Consider the following 20764-nt stretch of genomic DNA (forward strand, 5'->3'; position numbering starts at 1 on the left):
GTGTATATTATAATGTATCAGACCATTTTTCCGTCTTTGACCGAAACAGCCACCTGCCAATCATCTTCGTAAACAATAGTGCCGACGAAGTTGGTATACACAACATCATAGGGCTTTTTATATTTCTCCAGCAGCATTATGGCAGGTTCGAGCTTTTTTATCATGTGTTCGGTACTCTCACACTTGAAAAAAGTAATGACTGTTTCTCGATTTTTGCAGGGCTCAGGCTCGGGAAGATTTTCCTTGAACCATTCATCAATTGAAATGAACAGCTTTTCATCTTCATCTGTCATGACCTTATCATTTATCAAATTCCAGCACAAACTGAATACACCTTTGGGATATTTCGTTATATAGGAATTATCTCTGCCCTGTATGCGCATATATTTGTACATTGTTTTCTCCCCTGATTATAGCCGTTAGCCTATTGTAGGTGGCGGATATTGTCCGCCCGTGATACAATAATAATATTTGTGGGGCGATGTGGGCATCGCCCCCTACAGTACAACTGCGTATCTGTGGGCGAGCGGAACTCGCCCCTACAAACTAACAACTAATCACTAATAACTAACCACTATCATAATTTTGCTCCGCAAAACTATGATTTATTTTACTAAGATTATACCGCAAAAAGCTCAATATGTCAACAAAAAGCCGCAGCACGGGAAATGCTGCGGCTTTTATAATTGTATTAATGTGCGGATAATATCCGCCACTACTATTCGTAAGGCACGGACTGCCAAAGGCAGCCCCTACAAATGCTAATTGCTAACGGCTTATTTAGCCCTGCCGAGGAAAGCAGCACCGATGATACCTGCGTCGTTGCCGAGCTTAGCAATAACGATCTCTGTATTCTTAGGTGAGTTGCGTGTGTAAACTTCCTTAGCAACAAGCTCCTTCATAGGGAGGAGGAGAGGATCGCCCTCGTTGCAGACACCGCCGCCGATGCAGAGGATATCTGGCTGGAAGATATTGATAGTATTTGTGATACCTGCTGCCAGGTACTTGATGTACTTGTCAACAACAGCCTTAGCGTACTTGTCGCCTGCTCTCATGCAGTCAAATGAAGTGCGAGCTGTTACCTTGCCCTTTTCCTTTTCGGACTGAGCCATGATGCAGTCAGGGTGCTCAGCGATAGCTTCCTTAGTCATGCGGATAAGACCTGTAGCAGAGGAATAAGCCTCAAAGCAGCCTTTTCTGCCGCATGAGCACTGTGCTCCGTCAACTTCGATAACAGTATGACCGATCTCAGCACCTGCAAAGTTGGAGCCTGAGTAGATCTTGCCGTCGATGATGATACCGCCGCCAACGCCTGTTCCGAGAGTGATGCATACAGCGTTCTTTGCACCCTTTGCAGCACCTGCCACGAACTCGCCGTATGCAGCAGCATTAGCGTCATTTTCAATAAATACAGGCTTGTCGATAGACTCCTGAATGTACTTTACCATAGGAGTATCCTTGAAGCCGAGGTTGTTTGAGTATTCGATGATACCTGTTTCGCTGTTGGCGATACCGGGAGTACCAACGCCGATCCATTCGATCTGATCCATAGTGAGCTTTGCATTCTTTACAGCTTCAATTGCCATTTTAGCCATATCGTCAGCGATCTCCTTTTCGGGACGCGGACAATTTGTCTTTGTGCTTGCCTTTGCGATGATATTATATTTCTCATCAACAACACCTGCAACGATATTAGTACCGCCAAGGTCAATTCCTACATAATATTTCATTTTATATCCTCCTTATGGAATTGTGGTGATAATGACATCACAATTTCCTTTTATAACGTAATTTCCTGTGCCTGCTGGGACAAAAACACTTGTACCCATTTCAAGGCTGATACAGCAGTCGTCTGTACTCAGCTCGCCGCTGCCGCCGATAACGAGAACATGAGAGAAGGAGCTGTCATCGGCAAAAAGTTCAGCCTCCTTGATAAGTCTCTCTCTGTTGACGTTGAAGTAGTCACATTCAGCAAGAAGCTGTATAACAACGCCGTCAAGCTCCATACCGTAAACAGGTCTGTGGGGATCAAGAGGCTCTGTATTTGTGACTTCGAGAGCCTTTTCAATGTGGAGCTGTCTCGGCTTGCCGTCAGCACCAAGTCTGCCGTAGTCGTAAACGCGGTATGTCACATTGGAGCTCTGCTGTATTTCGGCAATGAGTATTCCCTTGCCGATAGCGTGGAGAGTGCCGGGCTCTATGAAGAAAACGTCGCCTTTCTTTACAGGAACGCGGTTCACCTTGTCCATGAGGGTATTGTCCTCGATAGCCTTGCGGAACTCTTCCTTTGTTATCTTCTCCTTGAAGCCGTAAACAAGCTCTGCATCGGGTTCAGCGTCGATAACGTACCACATTTCGGTCTTGCCGTTGTCGTTTTCGTATTTCTGCGCGTATTCGTCACAGGGGTGTACCTGTACCGATAAGTCGTTTTTAGCGTCGATGAGCTTTACAAGTACGGGGAATGTGCTGAACTTTTTGCAGTTCTTTCCCAGTATCTCAGGGTGTTTTTCAATAAGCTCGGAAAGTTTCATTCCGTCAAATTCGCCGCCGCTGACAACAGACTCGCCGTCAGGGTGACAGCTCAGCTCCCAGCTTTCCGCGAGACGCTCCAGCTCACTTTCCTTGCCGAAGATATCCCTCAGCTTAGTGCCGCCCCAGATATAATCTTTAATAGGTGCATTGAGTAAAAATGGTTTCACGATAGTACCTTTCTGTATGGAACACCGCCTAAGTGCTCCGTATTATTGGTTATGATATTGCTTTTTTATTATTCGGCATTGGGAATTCCTTTTCAAAGTCTTCCGCAGAGCCGTTGTATACATTTAAGTCGATATGCTCCTCATCGCCGTCATATCCCGTGAGGACTCCCTTGTCACTGTACTGCCAGAACTTCCAGCTGAGAAGATCGGGCTCGCAGTTGACATTTCTTATCCACAGCGGACAGTCCGAGTAGTTTCCTCTTATGTATCTGAAATAAACGGGGAGAGTAGTATATATTATGGGCTTTACACCGTAATATGCCTCAAGCCTTTCAATAAGAGGGCGAAGTATCTTTTCGGTCTCTTCCTTTGAGGGCTTGTTGCTGCGTTTGTCAGCGTAATACTCTATGTCGATAACAGGCGGAAGGTCTATTTCCTCAGGACTCACTGACGATATGAAGTTTTCAGCCTGAGTATCTCCTGCACTGTCAAAGCTGAAGAAGTGATAGGCTGATACTCTGATGCCTGTTGAAGCAGCTCTGTCGAGATTTCTGCGAACTGACTCGTCAGTGTGACCGCTGCCCTCAGTAGCCTTTATAAAAGCGAATGATACATTTTGTGATTCAAGCTCCTGCCAGTTGATATCTCCCTGATAGTTTGAAACATCAACGCCGAATACAGGGTATTTTGCCTTGTTTACTTTAGCTGTGGCAAAGAACAGAGCCGAAGCCGCAGCAGCAGTTATAAGAAATGAGCCCAGCAGAGAGCAAAGGATATTTCTTTTTATGATATGCATATCGAATGCAGCTCCCCTCAAAAGCTCAAAGGCAATAACGCCGAGCCAAGAATCCAAAAGTCATACAATATATATAATAAACTAAAAACGGCAAATAGTCAACAGTTTTTTTGAAAAAAGAATGTTTTTTGCGGCGTGTTGACAAATGGGCAGAAAAATGATATAATTAACCTAACAAGGTGTCAAGGAGGCAGCAGCACAGTGGATTTTGAAGAGGAATATAAGCAGAACAGGACGCAGATGAAAAGAATAAAGAACGATGACACCAAAATGTTCGTAGCATTTGCAGGTAATATCATTGTGGCAATATGGTGCTTTATCGCATATATACTTTCGTGGAACAAGGGTGTACTGCTTGTTGCTGCATTGGCTGCGGCTGCTTCGGTAACAGGCTTTATAAGTGTATATAAGAAAAACACTGCGCTTTCTTTAGTGTCGGGAGTACTTCTCATAGCAGAGATAATAACTATGTTTTCTGTTGGCAGTTTTACTATTCTCGGATTTGCAGAGTTCGCCGCATTTGCATGGGTAGCTGTCAGAAGCTTCAAGAATATAAATATGTATCGTTGGCTTGAGCAGCAGGAAGGCTTTCCGTATTTTGAGCCAAAGCAGAAAGAGTATGACAATAACAGGGCTCAGTGGGAGACAAAAAATCCATACGCTCAGAAAATGGCTGAAAGGCAGAAAAACGCCTCAGGCAGCATGGAAGAACTTTAAAGCTTCGGGCACGGTATTATCTGCCAAAATAATATGAAAACAAAAAAAGCAGCCTTTCGGCTGCTTTTTTATATTATAGCGAAGAACTGTTTTTCGTCACGGGGATCAAATGGTACAAGCTTGCGGCTCCCGCGTGAAAGTACGTATCCGTTGGTGCAGCCCAGAGGAGTCAGGGTGAAATGACCGCCCCGTCTGTGAGCGGCTCTGAAAATGCTGCCAAGGTGGGAGTTTACGGGAACGCCTTCAAGTTCAAAAGTTATGCCCTTTTCCGTCACTTTGATATTCAGGGCAGGCATATCCGAAAACGGGTGGCAGACCATACCGCTGACGATATAGTGTCCGCGCAGGGGAGTCACCTTTGTATCGCGGTAAAAGCGGTACAGCAGAGCAGCAACAGCCTGTTCGGTATCATAAAGACGATCAGTTATAGCATTTACGGGATCAACGAACAGCTCCTGCGCATTGCGGCATATTGCAGTGGAATTGTTATTTATTGCAGTTGAGAAGCTGCTGCGCATTGAAAAGCGGCGGAGATGACTGTAGGTTATATGCTGCTCGGGAACGAATTCGGGATACATTACACGGGCAAGGTCCTCATAGCGGATATGGACGCTGCGCATCTTGGAAAAATAGGTCATTTTTGCAGCGTGGGGGAGACAGCACATATCCGACATCATATGCACAGCCCTTGCAAGATATACAGAACCCTGCTTTACAAATCCGTTCTGGTGCATGGTAAGAGCCATTGTATAGTCCTCCTCGAACATTGTACGTGCGCTTTTTGCGAAGAGGTCCTTGCCGTTTTTATAGTAGCCGCAGACAGGTCTGAGGGGCTTGCCGTTTGTGTTGCAGGCGCAGTAATAGTGCCTGCCTGCACCGTTTTCGCGGTCCTCATTGCTGTCGGCTATGACAGTATAGGGCAGCATTATTTTCAGCTGCGGACGTATGAGCTCAGCTGCCTCGGGAGCAGTCTCGTCAAGGAGCTTTAATGCTCTGATGAGAATATCCTCGTGTATATTTGACGGCGGCAGCACTTTGTTTTCGGTATATTTTTTAGTCAGCTGCTGGAGTTCATCAGTGACTTTTTTCCATTTATTATTCACGTTATCACCTTATATATTATATTACATCTGTAGGACGGAGATGTCCGCCCGAGACTGATACGCTGTTATTACCTTATTAAATTATACATCACTTGCCAATAATTGTCAATGATGTTGATGTGGAAGTGCATTATTGCTGAAATATTGCTGCTTTCACTAAATCATCACATTTCAGCTTTATAATTATACAAGTATGTTTATTTGAAAGGAAAATAATTATGAAAAAAACAAGAATTGCTGCATTCTTATTTGCGGTATGCTTAGGCGCAACAGCAATGACAGCCTGCGGTGACAGCAAGGACAACAAGAAGACAAAGACAAGTTCAAAATCTGCTGAGGACATAGACGAAAAAGACCTTGAGGACGCTCTCAACAAGCTCGATGAAGAAACATCAAAGGAGCTCGCAAAGGAGAAAGAAGAAGCAACAGAAGCCGAAACAGAGCCTACAACTGTAGCTGAAATAAAGTATGAAGCTACAGACGAGATAAAAAAGGCTGCTCTCAATTCGGGCTGTATACAGATAGGTGATACTGTATTCAGACGCGGAAATTATATGACGGTTGCAGAGTTTATTGAGGAATACGGTGACAAATTCGATATGTCTGAAATTCCTGTTGACGAATATCTTGCAACGGATAACGTAGGAGCTTATACGGACGCTAAAAGGATTAAATCATTTGACGATCCGCGACTTGAATTAACTGTATGTTATGGTAAATTTGATGCGGAAAAAAACGCTCGAGTAAAAGTTGCTGAAGCAACTATTGATGATGTATATTTAACTGAAACAGGTAAAATGGGCTTTTACCCTAATTCTATTAACCTTGATGACATAAGCAGCGAGCTGATTTTTTATCCGCAGGATGTAAAGCCAATGGATTATGAAGATGTAAAAACTCTTTGTACAGACCTTGGACTTAAAGAAGATGGAAAATTCTATGAATGGAGTTTTGGCACAAAGTATTATTATGGTGATGCTTTCGAAGAAAACAAAGACAGTTTCTATATTCAGATGAAAGCGGGAGAACCAAACTTATACAATTATTATCCAGAGATAGATTATTGCTTTTACTTTGATGAAAAGACTTTAAAGGCGGTAAAAACTGATTATTCTGTATCACGACTTGGTGAGGAATTTTTTCCTGTCGATGGATTTGAAGTAGTAGACGAGCAGGAATAAGAAATAAGCATATTGCTTTATATAGCAAAAGGCACTCAAATCGAGTGCCTTTTCTTTGTATACTGACATACAAAAAGGGCGTTCGCAATGAACGCCCTTGAATGTTGCATATATATCAGCTATTAGCCGAGCTCTGCAAAGTACTTGATTGTTCTTACCATCTGTGATGTGTAAGAATTCTCGTTGTCGTACCATGAAACAACCTGTACCTCGTAGAGACCGTCACCGATCTCAGCAACCATTGTCTGTGTAGCATCGAAGAGTGAACCGAATCTCATGCCGATAACGTCAGAAGAAACGATCTGATCCTCGTTGTAGCCGAATGACTCTGAAGCAGCAGCCTTCATAGCAGCGTTGATGCCTTCCTTAGTTACGTTAGCACCCTTAACAACAGCTGTGAGGATTGTTGTAGAACCTGTAGGAACAGGAACTCTCTGAGCACTGCCGATGAGCTTGCCGTTGAGCTCTGGGATAACAAGGCCGATTGCCTTAGCAGCACCTGTGCTGTTAGGAACGATGTTTGCAGCACCTGCTCTTGCTCTTCTGAAGTCGCCCTTTCTGTGAGGACCGTCAAGGATCATCTGATCGCCTGTGTAAGCGTGGATTGTGCTCATGATACCGCTCTGGATAGGAGCATAATCGTTAAGAGCCTTAGCCATAGGAGCGAGGCAGTTTGTTGTGCATGAAGCAGCAGAGATGATCTTGTCATCCTTTGTAAGAGTCTTCTCGTTTACGCTGTAAACGATTGTAGGAAGATCGTTGCCTGCTGGAGCAGAAATAACAACCTTCTTAGCACCTGCATCGATATGAGCCTGTGACTTGTCCTTTGAGCAGTAGAAACCTGTGCACTCGAGAACTACGTCAACGCCGATCTCGCCCCATGGGAGCTCTGCAGCGTTAGCCTTAGCGTAGATTGTAAGTGTCTTGCCGTCTACAGTGATTGTGCCCTTTTCATCATCAGCAGAAACTGTGTGAAGGTTCTCACCGATCTTACCACAGTAACCGCCCTGAGCTGTATCATACTTGAGAAGCTGAGCGAGCATTGAAGGCTTTGTAAGGTCGTTGATTGCAACTACCTCATAACCTGGAGCGTCAAACATCTGTCTGAATGCAAGACGACCGATACGGCCGAAACCGTTAATAGCAACTTTAACTGACATTGGATATACCTCCTAAAAATTTGTATAGATTAATTATAGCGCAACTCGGAAAATTTTTCAAGTGGTTCGATAAAAAAATAACAGATTTTTTTGTAAAAGTACATATTAAACAAAAGCCGATAAAGGCTTATAATTATTTTTGTTATAAATTCCCCTACGGTAAATTTGCTGTCAGCTATTCCATTTCTGATTAAAATGTAGTATAATATAATATATTCATTTTTTGTACACGAACATTGAGAACGGAGAAAATATGGACGAGAAAAACGGATTTCGGGATTTTTTTGAAAGTCCTTTTGCCGAGGATTACATAGCTTATAACGAATATCTTGTAAGGCGTTCGGTCATGGGCATATCCGCTTCCTGCGAATTTCTGAGAGAACTTGCTGAAAAGCACGGGACGAAGAAGGACGGCGAGCTTATTGAGGGTATACTGACGATGTGCTGCGATCTTATGAGAAATGCGGAGCTTAGCAAGGCACTTGTTTCACCGCATGACGGAGCAGAGCACAGCGGCATGATAAGGACAGACGCTTTTCTTGCGGAGCTTGCCGAAAAATGCGTAGCTGTAACAGCAGGAAGATGCAGAGTTACGCTCAAAGACTGCGCAGCAGCCTTTGTACGTGCTGATGCAAATATCCTGAGAATGCTGCTGCTGAGTTTTATCAGAAGGTACAGTCTTGCCAATGCTGCCGATAACAGTGGATTTGAAGCCTTTTGCGAGGAAACTGGTGAAAATGTCAAAATTATCATAAGAGCCGCAGGGACATTTGTGGACGGAGAAAACATCGGTCTGCCCGACGTTTTTGAAAATTATCCCGAAGAAACTGTCAGAGGACTTGCTGCCCGTATCGGTGCAGAAGCGCAGCTTGGCAGCAATGAGATAGTTGTCGAAATACCGCTTCCTGACGGTAATGAGTCAGCGGTACTGGAAGCACCGTCCCCTGAAATAGGCGAAAGCTTTTTTGAACCATACAACCTTATGCTCAGAGATCTGCTCTGATAAAGGTGACAGCTATGTGATAATAAGATAAAACTTAGCAATTTAGACAGAATAAATCGAGAATTTTGTTGACATTATTCAAAAAAAGCTGTATAATGTATATGTTGAAAGATTTCAACATATACGAAGCAGTATTTTTGCTTTTTGGAGAGTGCCTTATGAGTAAATCATATGAGATCGAAAGAAAATTTCTTGTAGAGTTTCCCGATGTTTCCACGCTTGACGTAAAGCGCAGGATCGGTATCATTCAGACTTATCTGAAAAGCGGACAGAATGGTTCTCAGCGCAGGGTGAGATCTGTAGATGAGAACGGCAGTGTGAAATATACTTATACTGAAAAGATCTTCCATACTCATGTTACAAGGGAAGAAAATGAATTTGAGATAAGTGCAGAGGAGTACCGTACTTTGCTCGGGCAGGAGCTTAGAGATTGCCCTCCCGTAAAGAAGGTGCGTTATTGCTTTGACTATCACGATCAGCTCTTTGAGCTGGACACCTATCCTTTCTCGGATAAGCTTGCTATTATGGAGCTTGAGCTCAGGTCGCCCGAACAGAAGATAGATTTCCCCGATAATGTAAAGGTAATTATGGAGGTTTCGGACGATATTCGTTATTCCAATTCAGCACTTGCAAAGGCAGGAGCTTTTCCCGAGCAATAGATTGGAGAATCAGTTGATGTCAGAAAAATTTGTGCCCGCAGACAGTCCCGAGCAGCTTTCCGCTCTTTTCGGTCAGCTTGACGGAAATGTGGACAGGATACAGAAAAACTTCAATGTGACAGTCGTAAGCAGAGACGGCGGCATTAAAATAATAGGAGATGATGAGAATATCGGCGGTGCTGAAAAAGCTTTGAGAGCTTTGATGAGCATGGCTGACAAGGGCAACGCTGTCAATGAACAGACAGTGCGCTATGTCTCATCTATGGTGGCTGACGGCGCAGAGCAGGAGCTACAGGAGCTTGGCGGAGATGGTATATGTGTTACAGCTTCGGGTAAGATACTCCGTCCGCGTACAGTCGGTCAGAAGCGTTATACAGACGCTATAAAGGAGAATACTATCGTTCTCGGCATCGGTCCTGCCGGTACGGGCAAGACCTATCTTGCAGTTGCTATGGCTGTAAAGGCTTTCCGCGAACATAAGATAAAGAAGATAATCCTTACTCGTCCTGCCGTTGAAGCAGGCGAAAAGCTGGGATTTCTTCCCGGTGATCTTCAGGATAAGGTAGACCCTTATCTTCGTCCGCTCTATGACGCACTTTTCGATATGTTCGGAGCAGAGAGCTTTGCAAGATATATGGAAAAAGGCATAATCGAGGTAGCTCCGCTGGCTTATATGCGCGGACGCACACTTGATGAAGCTTTTATTATACTCGATGAAGCACAGAATACTACTTCGGAACAGATAAAAATGTTCCTTACCCGTCTCGGAAACGAGAGCAGAATGGTCATTACAGGCGATATTACACAGATCGACCTTCCTGATACAAGGAAATCAGGTCTTGTTGAGGCTATAAAAGTACTTAAAGGCATCGACGATATACAAATACATCGTTTTACCGAAAAAGATGTTGTAAGACACAGACTTGTACAGGATATTATCAAAGCCTATGAAAAATATAACGAAGGGAGAAAAAATATTCATGGCTAAGTTAAAGGTATATGTTAAGAATAATCAGACAGAGGTGAAAGTTCCCGTTGGAATAAGACTGCTTATCAGAAGATGCTGTCAGGCAGTACTTACAACTGAGAATTTCGGCAAGGACGCAGAGGTAAGCGTTTCTTTCGTAAGCAATAACGAGATAAAAAATCTCAATAAGATATACAGAAACAAGGACAGCGTTACAGATGTGCTCTCATTCCCGCTTACAAGCGAGGACGGCACTGTTGAGGTGAACCCCGAAACAGGCGCAGTACAGCTGGGTGACGTTGTTATCTCACTGGAAACTGCTGTAAAGCAGGCTCAGAACTACGGTCACTCACTTGAGAGAGAAGTCGGCTTCCTTACAGTACATTCAATGCTTCATCTTCTCGGATACGATCACGAGACAAGTCAGCTCGACCAGCGCATCATGCGTGAAAAGGAAGAGTCCGTACTCGAAAAGCTGGGTATTTCCCGTGATGTAACTTTTGTTGTGAACGGAGATAATAACTGATGTCAAGGACTGCTTTCGTTACTATCGCAGGACGCACAAATGCAGGAAAATCCTCTCTCCTCAACGCTATCGTGGGAGAGAAGATAGCTTCTGTAAGCAGCAAGCCTCAGACTACCCGTACACGTATAACTGGCATACGCAATATCGACGATGTTCAGCTTGTATTCTTTGATACTCCCGGACTGCACAAGCCTGTGAACAAGCTCAGCGAGCATATGCTCAATACAGTCAAGGAGTCAGTCAGCGATATTGATGCTGTGGTCTTTGTTATGGACTGTACAAAGAAGATAAACGAGCAGGAGCTTGAACTGCTGAAGTCCATGAACGCATCAAAGATGCCGATAATTCTTGTGCTCAACAAGATAGACCTGCTGAAAAACAAGGACGAGCTTGCTCCTGTTATCGCTGAGCTTACAGCTAAGGTGAAGTTTCAGGCAGTCGTTCCTGTAAGCGTGACGGAAAACAGCGGCGTTGACATCGTAATTGATGAGATAATCGCTCTTTCAGAGGAGTCGGTACACTTCTTCCCCGATGATATGATAACCGACCAGCCCGAAAAGGTTCTGGCAGCAGAGATGATACGTGAGAAGCTCCTTATGCTCCTCAGCGATGAAGTACCTCACGGTATAGCCGTGGGCGTAGAGCAGATGAGTGAGCGCGAGGACAAGGATATCCTCGATATATCGGCTGTTATCTACTGCGAGAAGGAGTCCCACAAGGGTATCGTTATCGGTAAGGGCGGAGCAATGCTGAAAAAGGCTTCAACTGCTGCAAGAATAGAGCTTGAGGACTTTTTCCAGATAAAGGTCAACCTCAAATGCTGGGTAAAGGTAAAAGAGGACTGGCGAAACAGAGAAAATCTCATCAGAAGCTTCGGGCTTTCCGAGAAATAATTTCCGCTGATATTATGACCGATGCCGCAGAAGATATTATCGGGTAATATACCTGTACTATCAACTGCGGAGGTAAAAATGTCGGAGGATATACTTTGGAATAAATTTGCCGAAAGCGGCAGCATAGAGGACTATCTGCAATATTCGGCACATAAGGAAGATAACCATGACAACTGTTGAAGGCATCGTCCTTAAAGAGCGTTCTGTTGGTGAACAGGACAAATTCATTGATATACTGACAGGAGATAGCGGAGTTATCGAGGTTTCCGTTAAAGGCGCAAGGAAAATAAACGGAAAATCGGGCAGCTCCACTCAGCTTCTGGCATATTCACGGTTCTGCATAGACAAGAGGGGAAAGTATCTTTACCTCAACAGTGCAGAGCCGATACATATTTTTTACGGACTTCGTGATTCGCTTTCAAAGATATCTCTGGCGAGCTATTTTGCCGAGATAATGCGCTTCTGCATAAAGCCCGAGGCTCAGAACGGTGATATAATGCGGCTTTTGCTGAATTCGCTCCACTACCTCGAAACAGGTCAGCGTGATGAGAAGCTGCTGAAGTCGATTTTTGAGATGAGGCTCATGTCCGAGATAGGCTATATGCCCGATGTGGTCGCTTGCAGAGGCTGCGGAGTATATGAGCCCGAGGAGCTGTTTTTCTGTATGGAGAGCGGCGGATTTTTCTGTTCGGACTGCTTTGAAAACGACACAAAGGAAAACTATATGAAGATAAAGCTGCCTGTGCTGAGTGCGGTGCGGCATATAGTGCTTGCTGATTTCAGCAGGCTTTTCAATTTTCGCGTATCCGAGGATACTCAGCAGAAGCTCTCCGCACTTACGGAAACATATGCACTTACTCACCTTGAACGCAGCTTCGGCACATTGGATTTTTACAAATCGCTTTTGAGTTGTTAGAAAGTATAAAAGTTGAGAGTTGAGAGTTAATGTAGTTACTGGGCTCACATTATTTCAATTTGTCGCCGCAGGCGACACCGCAACTCTAAACTCTAAACTCTAAACTCTAAACTCTAAACTCTAAACTCTAAACTCTCAACTCTAAACTGAATAAAAAGGATAATTATGGATAAATATTTGAAAACACTTGAACTGGACAAGATACTTGAAATGCTTGCCGAGCTCACCTCGAATGAGGAGACTCACCGCATGGCATTGGCGGTACGTCCCGACAACGACCTTGAAAGAGTGCGCTATGAGTGTCTGAAGACCTCACAGGCATTATCTCTTTCGGTACAGTTCGGAACACCGCCTTTCGGCAATTTCAAGGACATAAGCTCTGTAGCTGCAAGAGCAAAGTCGGGAGCAGTAATATCTCTCCGCGACCTTATGGATATAGCAGCAATGCTGAGACAGATAAAGTCTTTGGCGGACTGGTATGCTCACTGCGAAAACGTTGAGACTGAGTTGAGCTACCTGTTTTCAAGATTGCAGCCTAATGACTGGCTGCTTGAAAAGCTTGAGCGTTCGATAATCTCCGAGAACGAGATAGCAGACGCTGCAAGTGCGGAGCTGGCTGCGATACGCCGAAAAATAAACCGCGCAGGTATGCAGCTCCGCGAAACTCTCGACAAAATGATAAAGAACAAGACCACACAGCAGTATTTGCAGGAGAGCAATGTAACTATCCGTGACGGACGTTTCGTTCTGCCTGTAAAGTCCGAATACCGCGGACAGGTCAGCGGTCTTATACATGATACATCGGCTACGGGACAGACTATATTCATCGAGCCTATGGCAATTGTCGAGGCAAATAACGACATACGTCTCCTTGAAGCAAAGGAGCAGGAGGAGATAGAACGCATTGTTCGTCAGCTCTGCCGCGAGTGCGGAGAATATGCGGATATTCTTGCGGAGAATTACAAGGTCTGTACAGAGCTGAACCTTTATTTTGCAAAGTCGAACCTTGCTGCAAAGCTCAACTGCTCACTGCCAGAAATAACCGATGACGGAAAGATGTACCTTAAAAAAGCACGTCACCCCCTTATCGACAAAAACAAGGCTGTGCCTGTGGATATAAGTCTCGGTGAGGACTATCAGGCACTTATCATAACAGGTCCTAATACAGGCGGTAAGACCGTATCACTTAAAACTGCGGGACTTCTTGCGGCTATGACAATGTGCGGACTGCTGATACCTGTTGCTGACGGAAGCAGGATATCCGTATACGACCATATCCTTGCAGATATCGGTGACAGCCAGAGCATAGAGCAGAACCTTTCAACATTCTCGTCTCACACAAATAAGGTCATCGAGATACTTCGTACTGCTGATGAGCAGTCACTTGTGCTCCTTGACGAGCTCGGCTCGGGTACCGACCCTGTTGAAGGTGCGGCACTTGCCATATCGATAATCCGCCGACTTATGCTCAACGGTGCAAAGATAATGGTAACTACTCACTATCAGGAGCTTAAAGTCTTTGCAATCGACGGTGAGGGCATTGAAAACGCTTCCTGCGAATTCGATATCGAAACTCTGAGACCTACATACAAGCTTATCGTAGGTTCTCCGGGTAAATCCAACGCTTTTGCGATATCCGAAAGTCTCGGTATGCCTGCTGATATCATCGCAGATGCGAAAACAAGAGTCAGCGAAGCTAATACCAGACTTGAAGAGGTAATAGGCAAGCTTGAAAGCACACGTCTTGAACTGGAAAAGCAGAAAGAGGAGATATCACGCCTTAAAGCTCAGACTGCGGAGCATGAAGAAGCTATCAGAGTTGAGCGCGAAAAGCTTGAAGCTGCAAAAGCTGACGAGCTTGAAAAGGCAAGGCTTCGTGCAATGACCATTATCGAGCAGACTAAGGCTGAGTCAAATGAGCTTATCGACGAGCTTGAAAGACTCCGCAAGGAAAAGGATAAAAAGGACTTCAGCGCAAACGTTTCAAACGTTAAATCTAAGTCGAAGCAGAGCTTCAACAAGATGTACGACACGGCTAATCCTATCGACAAGCGTGATCCCAATGAGGGCTATGTGCTGCCGAGAAAGCTGCGCCGCGGAGATACCGTATATGTTGTTGACTTGCAGCGCAATGGCATAATCTCGGGCGATCCTGACGGAAGCGACTTCGTATACGTTCAGATGGGCGTTATGAAAACTAAGATGAACATATCCCGTCTGCGCCTTGAAGAGCCTGAAAAGGTAACTGTGGCTAACAAGTCCATACGTCCGAACCGCAAGATGAACAAGGTTGGCGTAAAGGCTGAGCGCAGGGGCAAGATGGAGCTCGATATCCGCGGAAGTGCCTGCGATGACGGAGTTTATCAGCTTGACGCATTTCTCGATCAGGCTGTTATGTCCAATATCTCAATGGTGACTATTATCCACGGAAAAGGCACGGGACTCCTTAGACAGGCTGTGCATAAGAGACTTAAATCCCACCCGTCAGTAAAAAGCTTCCGTCTGGGACTTTTCGGCGAGGGAGAGGACGGAGTTACTGTTGTTGAATTAAAATAAGTATAAAATAATACTATTATAATTGTAATAAAGGCATATTTTTTCTATAATTCTCCTTTAGGAGTTGAAAAAATATGCCTTTTAGTGTATAATAACTATAAGACACATTTTATACGAAAGGGGGATCTGTTATGAAGGAGCGCAAGACCATAGCAGTCATTGCGGCTGATGTTTTCAACAGCTATATGAATCGCATATTTATCGGCATTTCCGAGCAGTGCAGATCTCTCGGTTATGATGTTCTCACATTTCTTATGGCTTTTAATCTCGACAGCGGCGGACTTATACAGCAGGGCGAGGAGAATATCTTCTCCCTTATAAAATCCGATGTTATTGACGGAGTAATTCTGCTTGCGGGTAATCTTGCAAGTCAGAACCTTGTGGATAAATTCGTAAAGGTGTTTTCACACTGGGGAATACCTGTAGTTGCTCTTGATCACGATTTCGATTTCTGCGACAGCCTCTATGCTGAAGATACCGAGCTTTTCGAGCAGATGACCGACCATTTCATAGAAGCTCACGGCTGTAAGAAGATAATGTGCCTTACAGGTCCTGAGGGAAGTCCTCCTGCAATGTCAAGACTTGAGGGATATAAACGTTCGATGAAGAAGCATGGGCTGGAAATAGCCGAAGATGATATCATTTACGGCGACTTCTGGAAAATAGTTTCTCAGCATCTTGCAAAGGAGTTCATTACGGGCGAAAGACCTATCCCCGATGCTGTTGTATGCGCAAATGACGATATGGCAAGAAGTCTTTGCAACTCAATGGTAAAGGGCGGTTACAGGATACCCGAGGACTTTAAGATATCGGGCTATGACGGCTCAAAAAAAGCTGTGCTGGAGATACCTTCCATATCTACGGTGTGCCCCGAAAATATCAGAATGGGCGCAAGTGCGGTATGTATTCTTCATAAGAAGATAACAGGTGAAGATGTCGCTCCCCTTGAAACACTTGAGCGCGGCAGGCTTATCCTTGCACGTTCGTGCGGCTGCGGAAGCAATACACTGTACAGTGTCAACGTTGGTGAAGAATACAACAACAGGATAAAACGTTATGACGATTACTATACTAAAAGCTGTATGCTTGATGAGCTTATGGAGGAAGAGAACCTCGACAGTCTGCTTCGCAGGCTCAATGGCTTCATATATACCATAAGGGGACTGGATACATATATGCTCTGTCTGTGCCGAAACTGGGACAACGTTGAAAAAGAAGATGACAATGATTATCTCAGCGAGGGCTATGCTGATATAATGGAAGCTAAGATGATATATACACGAAAGCATACTGAGTTTATAGGGCGGGACTTTTATTCTAAGGGCATAATCCCCGATTTCATGGACGAATACTGTGAAGGTCCGTCTGTATTTTTCCTGCTTCCGCTGCATTATATGGACAGATGCTTCGGCTATTCCATATTCAGATTTGATGATATACGCAATGCCGAGAGCAGAGTATTTGCCGAGTGGAACAAGAATATAGGTCTGGCTCTGGAATACCTGCGTGTGCGCACAAAGCTCACAAGTATGAATCAGCGTATTTTCATGAGCTCTATCCGTGACACACTTACAGGTGTATATAACAGAAAGGGCTTTAAAAGAATGGCGGAGGGCATATTCCGCAAAGCCTGCGATGAGCAGGAAAAGCTCCTTGTCATAATAGCTGACCTTGATCGCTTGAAAATGATAAACGACAATTACGGACATATCGAGGGCGATAATGCTATCATCGTTGTGGCTAATGCATTGCAGTCCTGCTGCGGAATGAATGAGGTGTGCGCGAGAACAGGCGGAGATGAGTACGCGCTCATAGGCTGCGGAGATTATTCCGACGAGAGCGCGGAAAAGTACTTTGAGTACATACGCAGATACTTAAAAAGGTATAATGAAACATCAGGCAAGCCTTATAAAGTAGAGGCAAGTCTCGGTGCTTTCTGCGGCGTACCTGATAAGAATACGGATATCGAAGGCTATGTGGGCATAGCTGATGAAAGAATGTATGGGGATAAGCAGAAGCGAAGAAAGCAGCGCAAGAACTGAAAACTGCTTTTTAATAGGGCTGAAAAAACGGATTTTTCAACGGAAAACCATTGAATATCGGATAATAATGCAGAATATTCGTTTATATGCATAATGAGCAGTCTGCATAATTGTGAAAATCTTATAATGCGGATAAGGAACGCTGCTTTTCGGCGTTCCTTGTTTTTGTGTGTAAACTCAAATGAAAAACGAGGATAAAATGCGGTTTTAAGTATTGACAAAAACATGAAAATATGATAAAATAAACTGAATTGCAAAAGAAGCTTAGGTTTCGGAGCAAGACTATTGACCACTTCCTACGAAGTCGAGGCCATACGGACAGCCGGGTCAAATGCCGACCGCCGATCTTTCGGCTGGCAACTTCTGTTGCCTTATTGATTCGACTGTATGTCGATAAAGTTTTTATAAGTTCTCATCAGCTTGTGAAAGGTCAATAAGAGTAGTAAAAGGTAGTACTTGCTTGTATAGACTCTGAAACCGTAAATGAAGTTTCTGCGCACCGCAATGATATTTCATGCACACAATGGCTGGTAAGGTCTTTTGTGTGCATTTTTTGTTTAAAGGTGTGGTTTTATGGAGAATAAACTGAAGCTTTATGGGTTCAACAACCTTACAAAGTCGCTTAGCTTTAATATATACGATGTCTGTTATGCAAAGACAGCACGTTCACAGCAGGAGTATATCGCTTATGTTGATGAACAGTACAACTCTGAGCGTATAACGGACATAATGACTCATGTAACCGAGATGATAGGAGCACAGGTGCTCAGCGTATCACGTCAGGACTATGATCCTCAGGGCGCATCGGCTACCTTCCTTATCGCCGATGATACCATGATACCTGCCGGCGGTACCGAGACTGTGGCACATCTTGACAAGAGCCATGTCACAGTGCATACATATCCAGAATTTCACCCCGATACATCTATCGCTACATTCCGTGTTGATATAGATGTTGCCACCTGCGGCAAGATCACTCCTCTTACTGCACTTGACTATCTTATCGGAAGCTTTGATTCGGATATCATCACTATGGATTACAGAGTAAGAGGCTTTACACGTAATCTTGACGGCGAAAAGCTCTTTATCGATCATGATATAACTTCCATACAGAATTATATCGATGTAAAGATACTTGATAAATACGATGCTGTGGATATAAATGTCTATCAGGCAAATATGTTCCACACAAAGATGCTAATAAAGGAGCTTGACCTTCAGAATTACCTGTTCAATACAGATGTAAACGAGCTTCCGCCGAGACGCAGACTTGAGATAACCAATGCGCTCCAGCGGGAGATGATAGAAATTTTCAGCGGAAGGAACGTGTTCGGAAATGGCTGAGCTTTCGCAAGTAAATGCTCCGATATATGAGGCTCTCAGGAAATTCAGAAGAATGAGAGTAGTTCCCTTCGATGTGCCGGGACATAAGCGCGGCAGAGGAAATATGGAGCTTACCGAGTTTCTCGGTGAGGACTGTATGAATGTGGACGTAAATTCCATGAAGCCGCTGGATAACCTCTGTCACCCTGTTTCCGTAATAAAGGACGCGGAAATGCTGGCGGCAGAAGCCTTCGGTGCGGCAAATGCCTTCTTCATGGTTGGAGGTACTACTTCTGCGGTACAGAGCATGATAATGTATGCCTGCAAGGAGGGCGACAAGATCATCATGCCGCGAAATGTTCACAGAAGTGCCATTAACGCAATAATCCTTACGGGAGCTGTTCCCGTTTATGTAAATCCCGACGTGAACCACAAGCTGGGTATTGCCCTTGGTATGTCGGTGGCGCAGGTGGAGCAGGCTATACTCGATAATCCCGATGCAAAGGCGATAATGGTCAATAATCCCACTTACTACGGCATATGCTCTGATCTGAAGAAGATAACCGAGCTTGCTCATGCTCACGGTATGCTTGTACTGGTGGACGAGGCTCACGGTACGCATTTCTACTTCGGTGAGAACTTCCCTTTAACTGCAATGGCTGCGGGAGCTGACTGTGCTTCGGTAAGTATGCATAAATCGGGCGGAAGCCTTACTCAGAGCTCATTCCTGCTCATGGGAAAGAATATCAACTCGGATTATATGCGTCAGGTAATAAACCTTACACAGACCACAAGTGCTTCTTATCTGCTGCTTTCAAGTCTGGATATTTCCAGAAAGAGACTTGCTCTCAGCGGCAGGGAGATATTTGCACAGACCGTGGAAATGGCTGAATACGCACGTTCCGAGATAAACGAGATCGGCGGATATTACGCTTATTCCCGTGAACTCATAAACGGCGACAGCATATACGATTTCGATGTATCAAAGCTGAGTATCTACACTCTGCCTATCGGACTTGCAGGCATTGAGGTCTATGACCTTCTCCGCGACGAGTACGATATACAGATAGAATTCGGTGATATCGGCAACGTGCTTGCCTACATCTCCGTAGGCGACAGAAAGCGCGATATCGAACGCCTTATAAGTGCGCTGGCTGAGATAAAACGACGCTTCGGCAAAAGTGAAGCAAATATGCTGACGCAGGAGTATATCAGCCCTGTTGTGGCTGAAACTCCGCGAAAGGCGTTCTATTCCAGCAAACGCTCACTTCCCCTTGATGAAACAGCAGGAGAGGTTTGCAGCGAATTCGTAATGTGTTATCCTCCGGGAATACCGATACTTGCTCCGGGCGAGCTTATCACTCCCGAGATAATCGAGTATATAAAATACGCAAAAGAAAAAGGCTGTCAGATGACAGGTACGGAGGATCTTAATATAGAAAGACTTAATGTTATAGATAAATAAGGGATATTACACATCTATATTATACAAAAGGGGTATTTATTTTTCAGGAGGATCTATTTATGAATATGAAAAAAATCGGATTACAGATGAATATACTTATGGCGGTAACTCTCAGCTTCTGCCTTTCACTTTTAGGCAATCTCACCTCGGGACACTTCACATGGCGCGGATTTTTTATGAGCTTCGGTATAAGCACTATCATAAGTCTTATCATCGGTTTTGTAGTGCCCATGAAAAAGGTAGAGGACGGACTTGTGCGTAAATGCGGTCTTGAGGAGCGCAGTCTCCCTGCAAGACTTCTTTCAACTCTTGTATCAGACCTTATCTATACACCTATCCTTACATTTTCAATGGTGTTCATGGCATATAAGCAGGCAACTGCACACGGTTCAAAGATGCCGTTCCTGCCTTCTTTCATCAAGTCACTTATACTCAGCCTTATAGTTGCATATATCATCATTTTCATCGTAACACCTTTATTCCTTAAATTTGTTATGAAGCAGAATGGTGTATCAGGACCGCCAGCAGGAGGTCCTCCCGCAGACAGAAAATAAAAACGGCTATGTTGGGGGCGATGCCCACATCGCCCCGATCATTTATCTCGGGCAGATGTGGGTGTCTGCCCCTACAATAGTAGGTGGGCGGATATTTTTCGCCCATATGTTTAATTATAGAGCGTATCGGCTGCATTTGCAGCATTTATTTCATTTGAGAACGCTGTAAACGGCGTTTCTTGCTGATCAGTCATTACTATCCGC

At 44.5% G+C, this 20764-nt stretch carries 20 protein-coding genes; 14 read left to right on the top strand and 6 right to left on the bottom strand.

Annotation, left to right across the window (positions count from 1 at the left end; genetic code table 11):
- Positions 1–17: 17 nt before the first annotated feature.
- The 4 genes from BLW60_RS04450 to BLW60_RS04465 all read right to left on the bottom strand — a co-directional run bounded on the left by BLW60_RS04450 (position 18) and on the right by BLW60_RS04465 (position 3495).
- On the bottom strand, positions 18–395 hold the full coding sequence (locus tag BLW60_RS04450) for a hypothetical protein (protein WP_074714667.1): 378 nt from the start codon (positions 393–395) through the stop codon (positions 18–20).
- A gap of 381 nt (positions 396–776) precedes the next feature.
- On the bottom strand, positions 777–1730 hold the full coding sequence (locus BLW60_RS04455; protein ID WP_074714668.1) for an ROK family protein: 954 nt from the start codon (positions 1728–1730) through the stop codon (positions 777–779).
- A 12-nt stretch (positions 1731–1742) separates the two neighbouring features.
- A complete protein-coding gene (locus tag BLW60_RS04460) occupies positions 1743–2699 on the bottom strand; it encodes a type I phosphomannose isomerase catalytic subunit (RefSeq protein WP_175460884.1) in 957 nt (318 codons plus the stop codon).
- Positions 2700–2748: 49 nt separating this feature from the next.
- Positions 2749–3495 carry a GH25 family lysozyme gene (locus tag BLW60_RS04465; protein WP_081348117.1) on the bottom strand — a complete coding sequence of 249 codons (747 nt, stop codon included), beginning with the start codon at positions 3493–3495 and terminating at the stop codon, positions 2749–2751.
- 201 nt (positions 3496–3696) lie between these two features.
- Between BLW60_RS04465 and BLW60_RS04470 the strand changes: the two genes are divergently transcribed.
- On the top strand, positions 3697–4212 hold the full coding sequence (locus tag BLW60_RS04470) for a hypothetical protein (RefSeq protein WP_074714670.1): 516 nt from the start codon (positions 3697–3699) through the stop codon (positions 4210–4212).
- 68 nt (positions 4213–4280) lie between these two features.
- Here the strand turns inward: BLW60_RS04470 and BLW60_RS04475 are convergent, their stop codons facing one another.
- A complete protein-coding gene (locus BLW60_RS04475) occupies positions 4281–5315 on the bottom strand; it encodes a phospholipase C/P1 nuclease family protein (RefSeq protein WP_074714671.1) in 1035 nt (344 codons plus the stop codon).
- Between the two features lie 218 nt (positions 5316–5533).
- On the opposite strand from BLW60_RS04475, the gene BLW60_RS04480 reads away from it, so the two are divergent.
- A complete protein-coding gene (locus BLW60_RS04480; protein ID WP_074714672.1) occupies positions 5534–6496 on the top strand; it encodes a hypothetical protein in 963 nt (320 codons plus the stop codon).
- Positions 6497–6618: 122 nt separating this feature from the next.
- On the opposite strand, the gene gap is transcribed toward BLW60_RS04480, so the two are convergent.
- Positions 6619–7656, bottom strand: a complete 1038-nt coding sequence (gene gap, locus BLW60_RS04485; RefSeq protein ID WP_028517049.1) for a type I glyceraldehyde-3-phosphate dehydrogenase — start codon at positions 7654–7656, stop codon at positions 6619–6621.
- 253 nt (positions 7657–7909) lie between these two features.
- On the opposite strand from gap, the gene BLW60_RS04490 reads away from it, so the two are divergent.
- The 12 genes from BLW60_RS04490 (at position 7910) to BLW60_RS04540 (ending at position 20560) form a co-directional block, all read left to right on the top strand.
- Positions 7910–8659, top strand: coding sequence for a hypothetical protein (locus tag BLW60_RS04490; RefSeq protein WP_074714673.1), 750 nt, complete (start codon positions 7910–7912; stop codon positions 8657–8659).
- A 158-nt stretch (positions 8660–8817) separates the two neighbouring features.
- Entirely contained in the window at positions 8818–9318 is a 501-nt protein-coding gene (locus BLW60_RS04495) for a CYTH domain-containing protein (protein ID WP_074714674.1), read from the top strand.
- A 16-nt stretch (positions 9319–9334) separates the two neighbouring features.
- Positions 9335–10306, top strand: a complete 972-nt coding sequence (locus BLW60_RS04500) for a PhoH family protein (RefSeq protein WP_074714675.1) — start codon at positions 9335–9337, stop codon at positions 10304–10306.
- Complete coding sequence (ybeY, locus tag BLW60_RS04505; RefSeq protein WP_028517045.1) at positions 10299–10811, top strand: rRNA maturation RNase YbeY; 513 nt, start codon at positions 10299–10301, stop codon at positions 10809–10811. The genes BLW60_RS04500 and ybeY overlap by 8 nt, the downstream gene beginning before the upstream one ends.
- On the top strand, positions 10811–11704 hold the full coding sequence (gene era / locus BLW60_RS04510; RefSeq protein ID WP_074714676.1) for a GTPase Era: 894 nt from the start codon (positions 10811–10813) through the stop codon (positions 11702–11704). The genes ybeY and era overlap by 1 nt, the downstream gene beginning before the upstream one ends.
- A 21-nt stretch (positions 11705–11725) precedes the next feature.
- Positions 11726–11884, top strand: a complete 159-nt coding sequence (locus tag BLW60_RS16975) for a hypothetical protein (protein ID WP_207645908.1) — start codon at positions 11726–11728, stop codon at positions 11882–11884.
- Complete coding sequence (gene recO, locus BLW60_RS04515; RefSeq protein WP_074714677.1) at positions 11871–12620, top strand: DNA repair protein RecO; 750 nt, start codon at positions 11871–11873, stop codon at positions 12618–12620. The genes BLW60_RS16975 and recO overlap by 14 nt, the downstream gene beginning before the upstream one ends.
- Positions 12621–12785: 165 nt before the next feature.
- Positions 12786–15176: an endonuclease MutS2 gene (locus BLW60_RS04520; protein ID WP_074714678.1), complete on the top strand. Its 2391-nt coding sequence runs from the start codon at positions 12786–12788 to the stop codon at positions 15174–15176.
- A 131-nt stretch (positions 15177–15307) separates the two neighbouring features.
- The gene (locus tag BLW60_RS04525) at positions 15308–17218 is read left to right on the top strand and encodes a diguanylate cyclase domain-containing protein (protein ID WP_074714679.1); all 1911 of its coding nucleotides are present in this window, start codon (positions 15308–15310) and stop codon (positions 17216–17218) included.
- 573 nt (positions 17219–17791) lie between these two features.
- Entirely contained in the window at positions 17792–18562 is a 771-nt protein-coding gene (gene speD / locus BLW60_RS04530; RefSeq protein WP_019680842.1) for an adenosylmethionine decarboxylase, read from the top strand.
- Positions 18555–20006, top strand: coding sequence for an aminotransferase class I/II-fold pyridoxal phosphate-dependent enzyme (locus BLW60_RS04535; protein ID WP_074714680.1), 1452 nt, complete (start codon positions 18555–18557; stop codon positions 20004–20006). Before speD ends, BLW60_RS04535 begins: the two co-directional genes overlap by 8 nt.
- 59 nt (positions 20007–20065) lie before the next feature.
- On the top strand, positions 20066–20560 hold the full coding sequence (locus BLW60_RS04540; protein WP_074714681.1) for a hypothetical protein: 495 nt from the start codon (positions 20066–20068) through the stop codon (positions 20558–20560).
- Positions 20561–20764 lie beyond the last annotated feature (204 nt).

It is taken from the genome of Ruminococcus flavefaciens (genome assembly GCF_900108555.1).
In the GTDB taxonomy this organism is placed as follows: domain Bacteria; phylum Bacillota; class Clostridia; order Oscillospirales; family Ruminococcaceae; genus Ruminococcus; species Ruminococcus flavefaciens_P.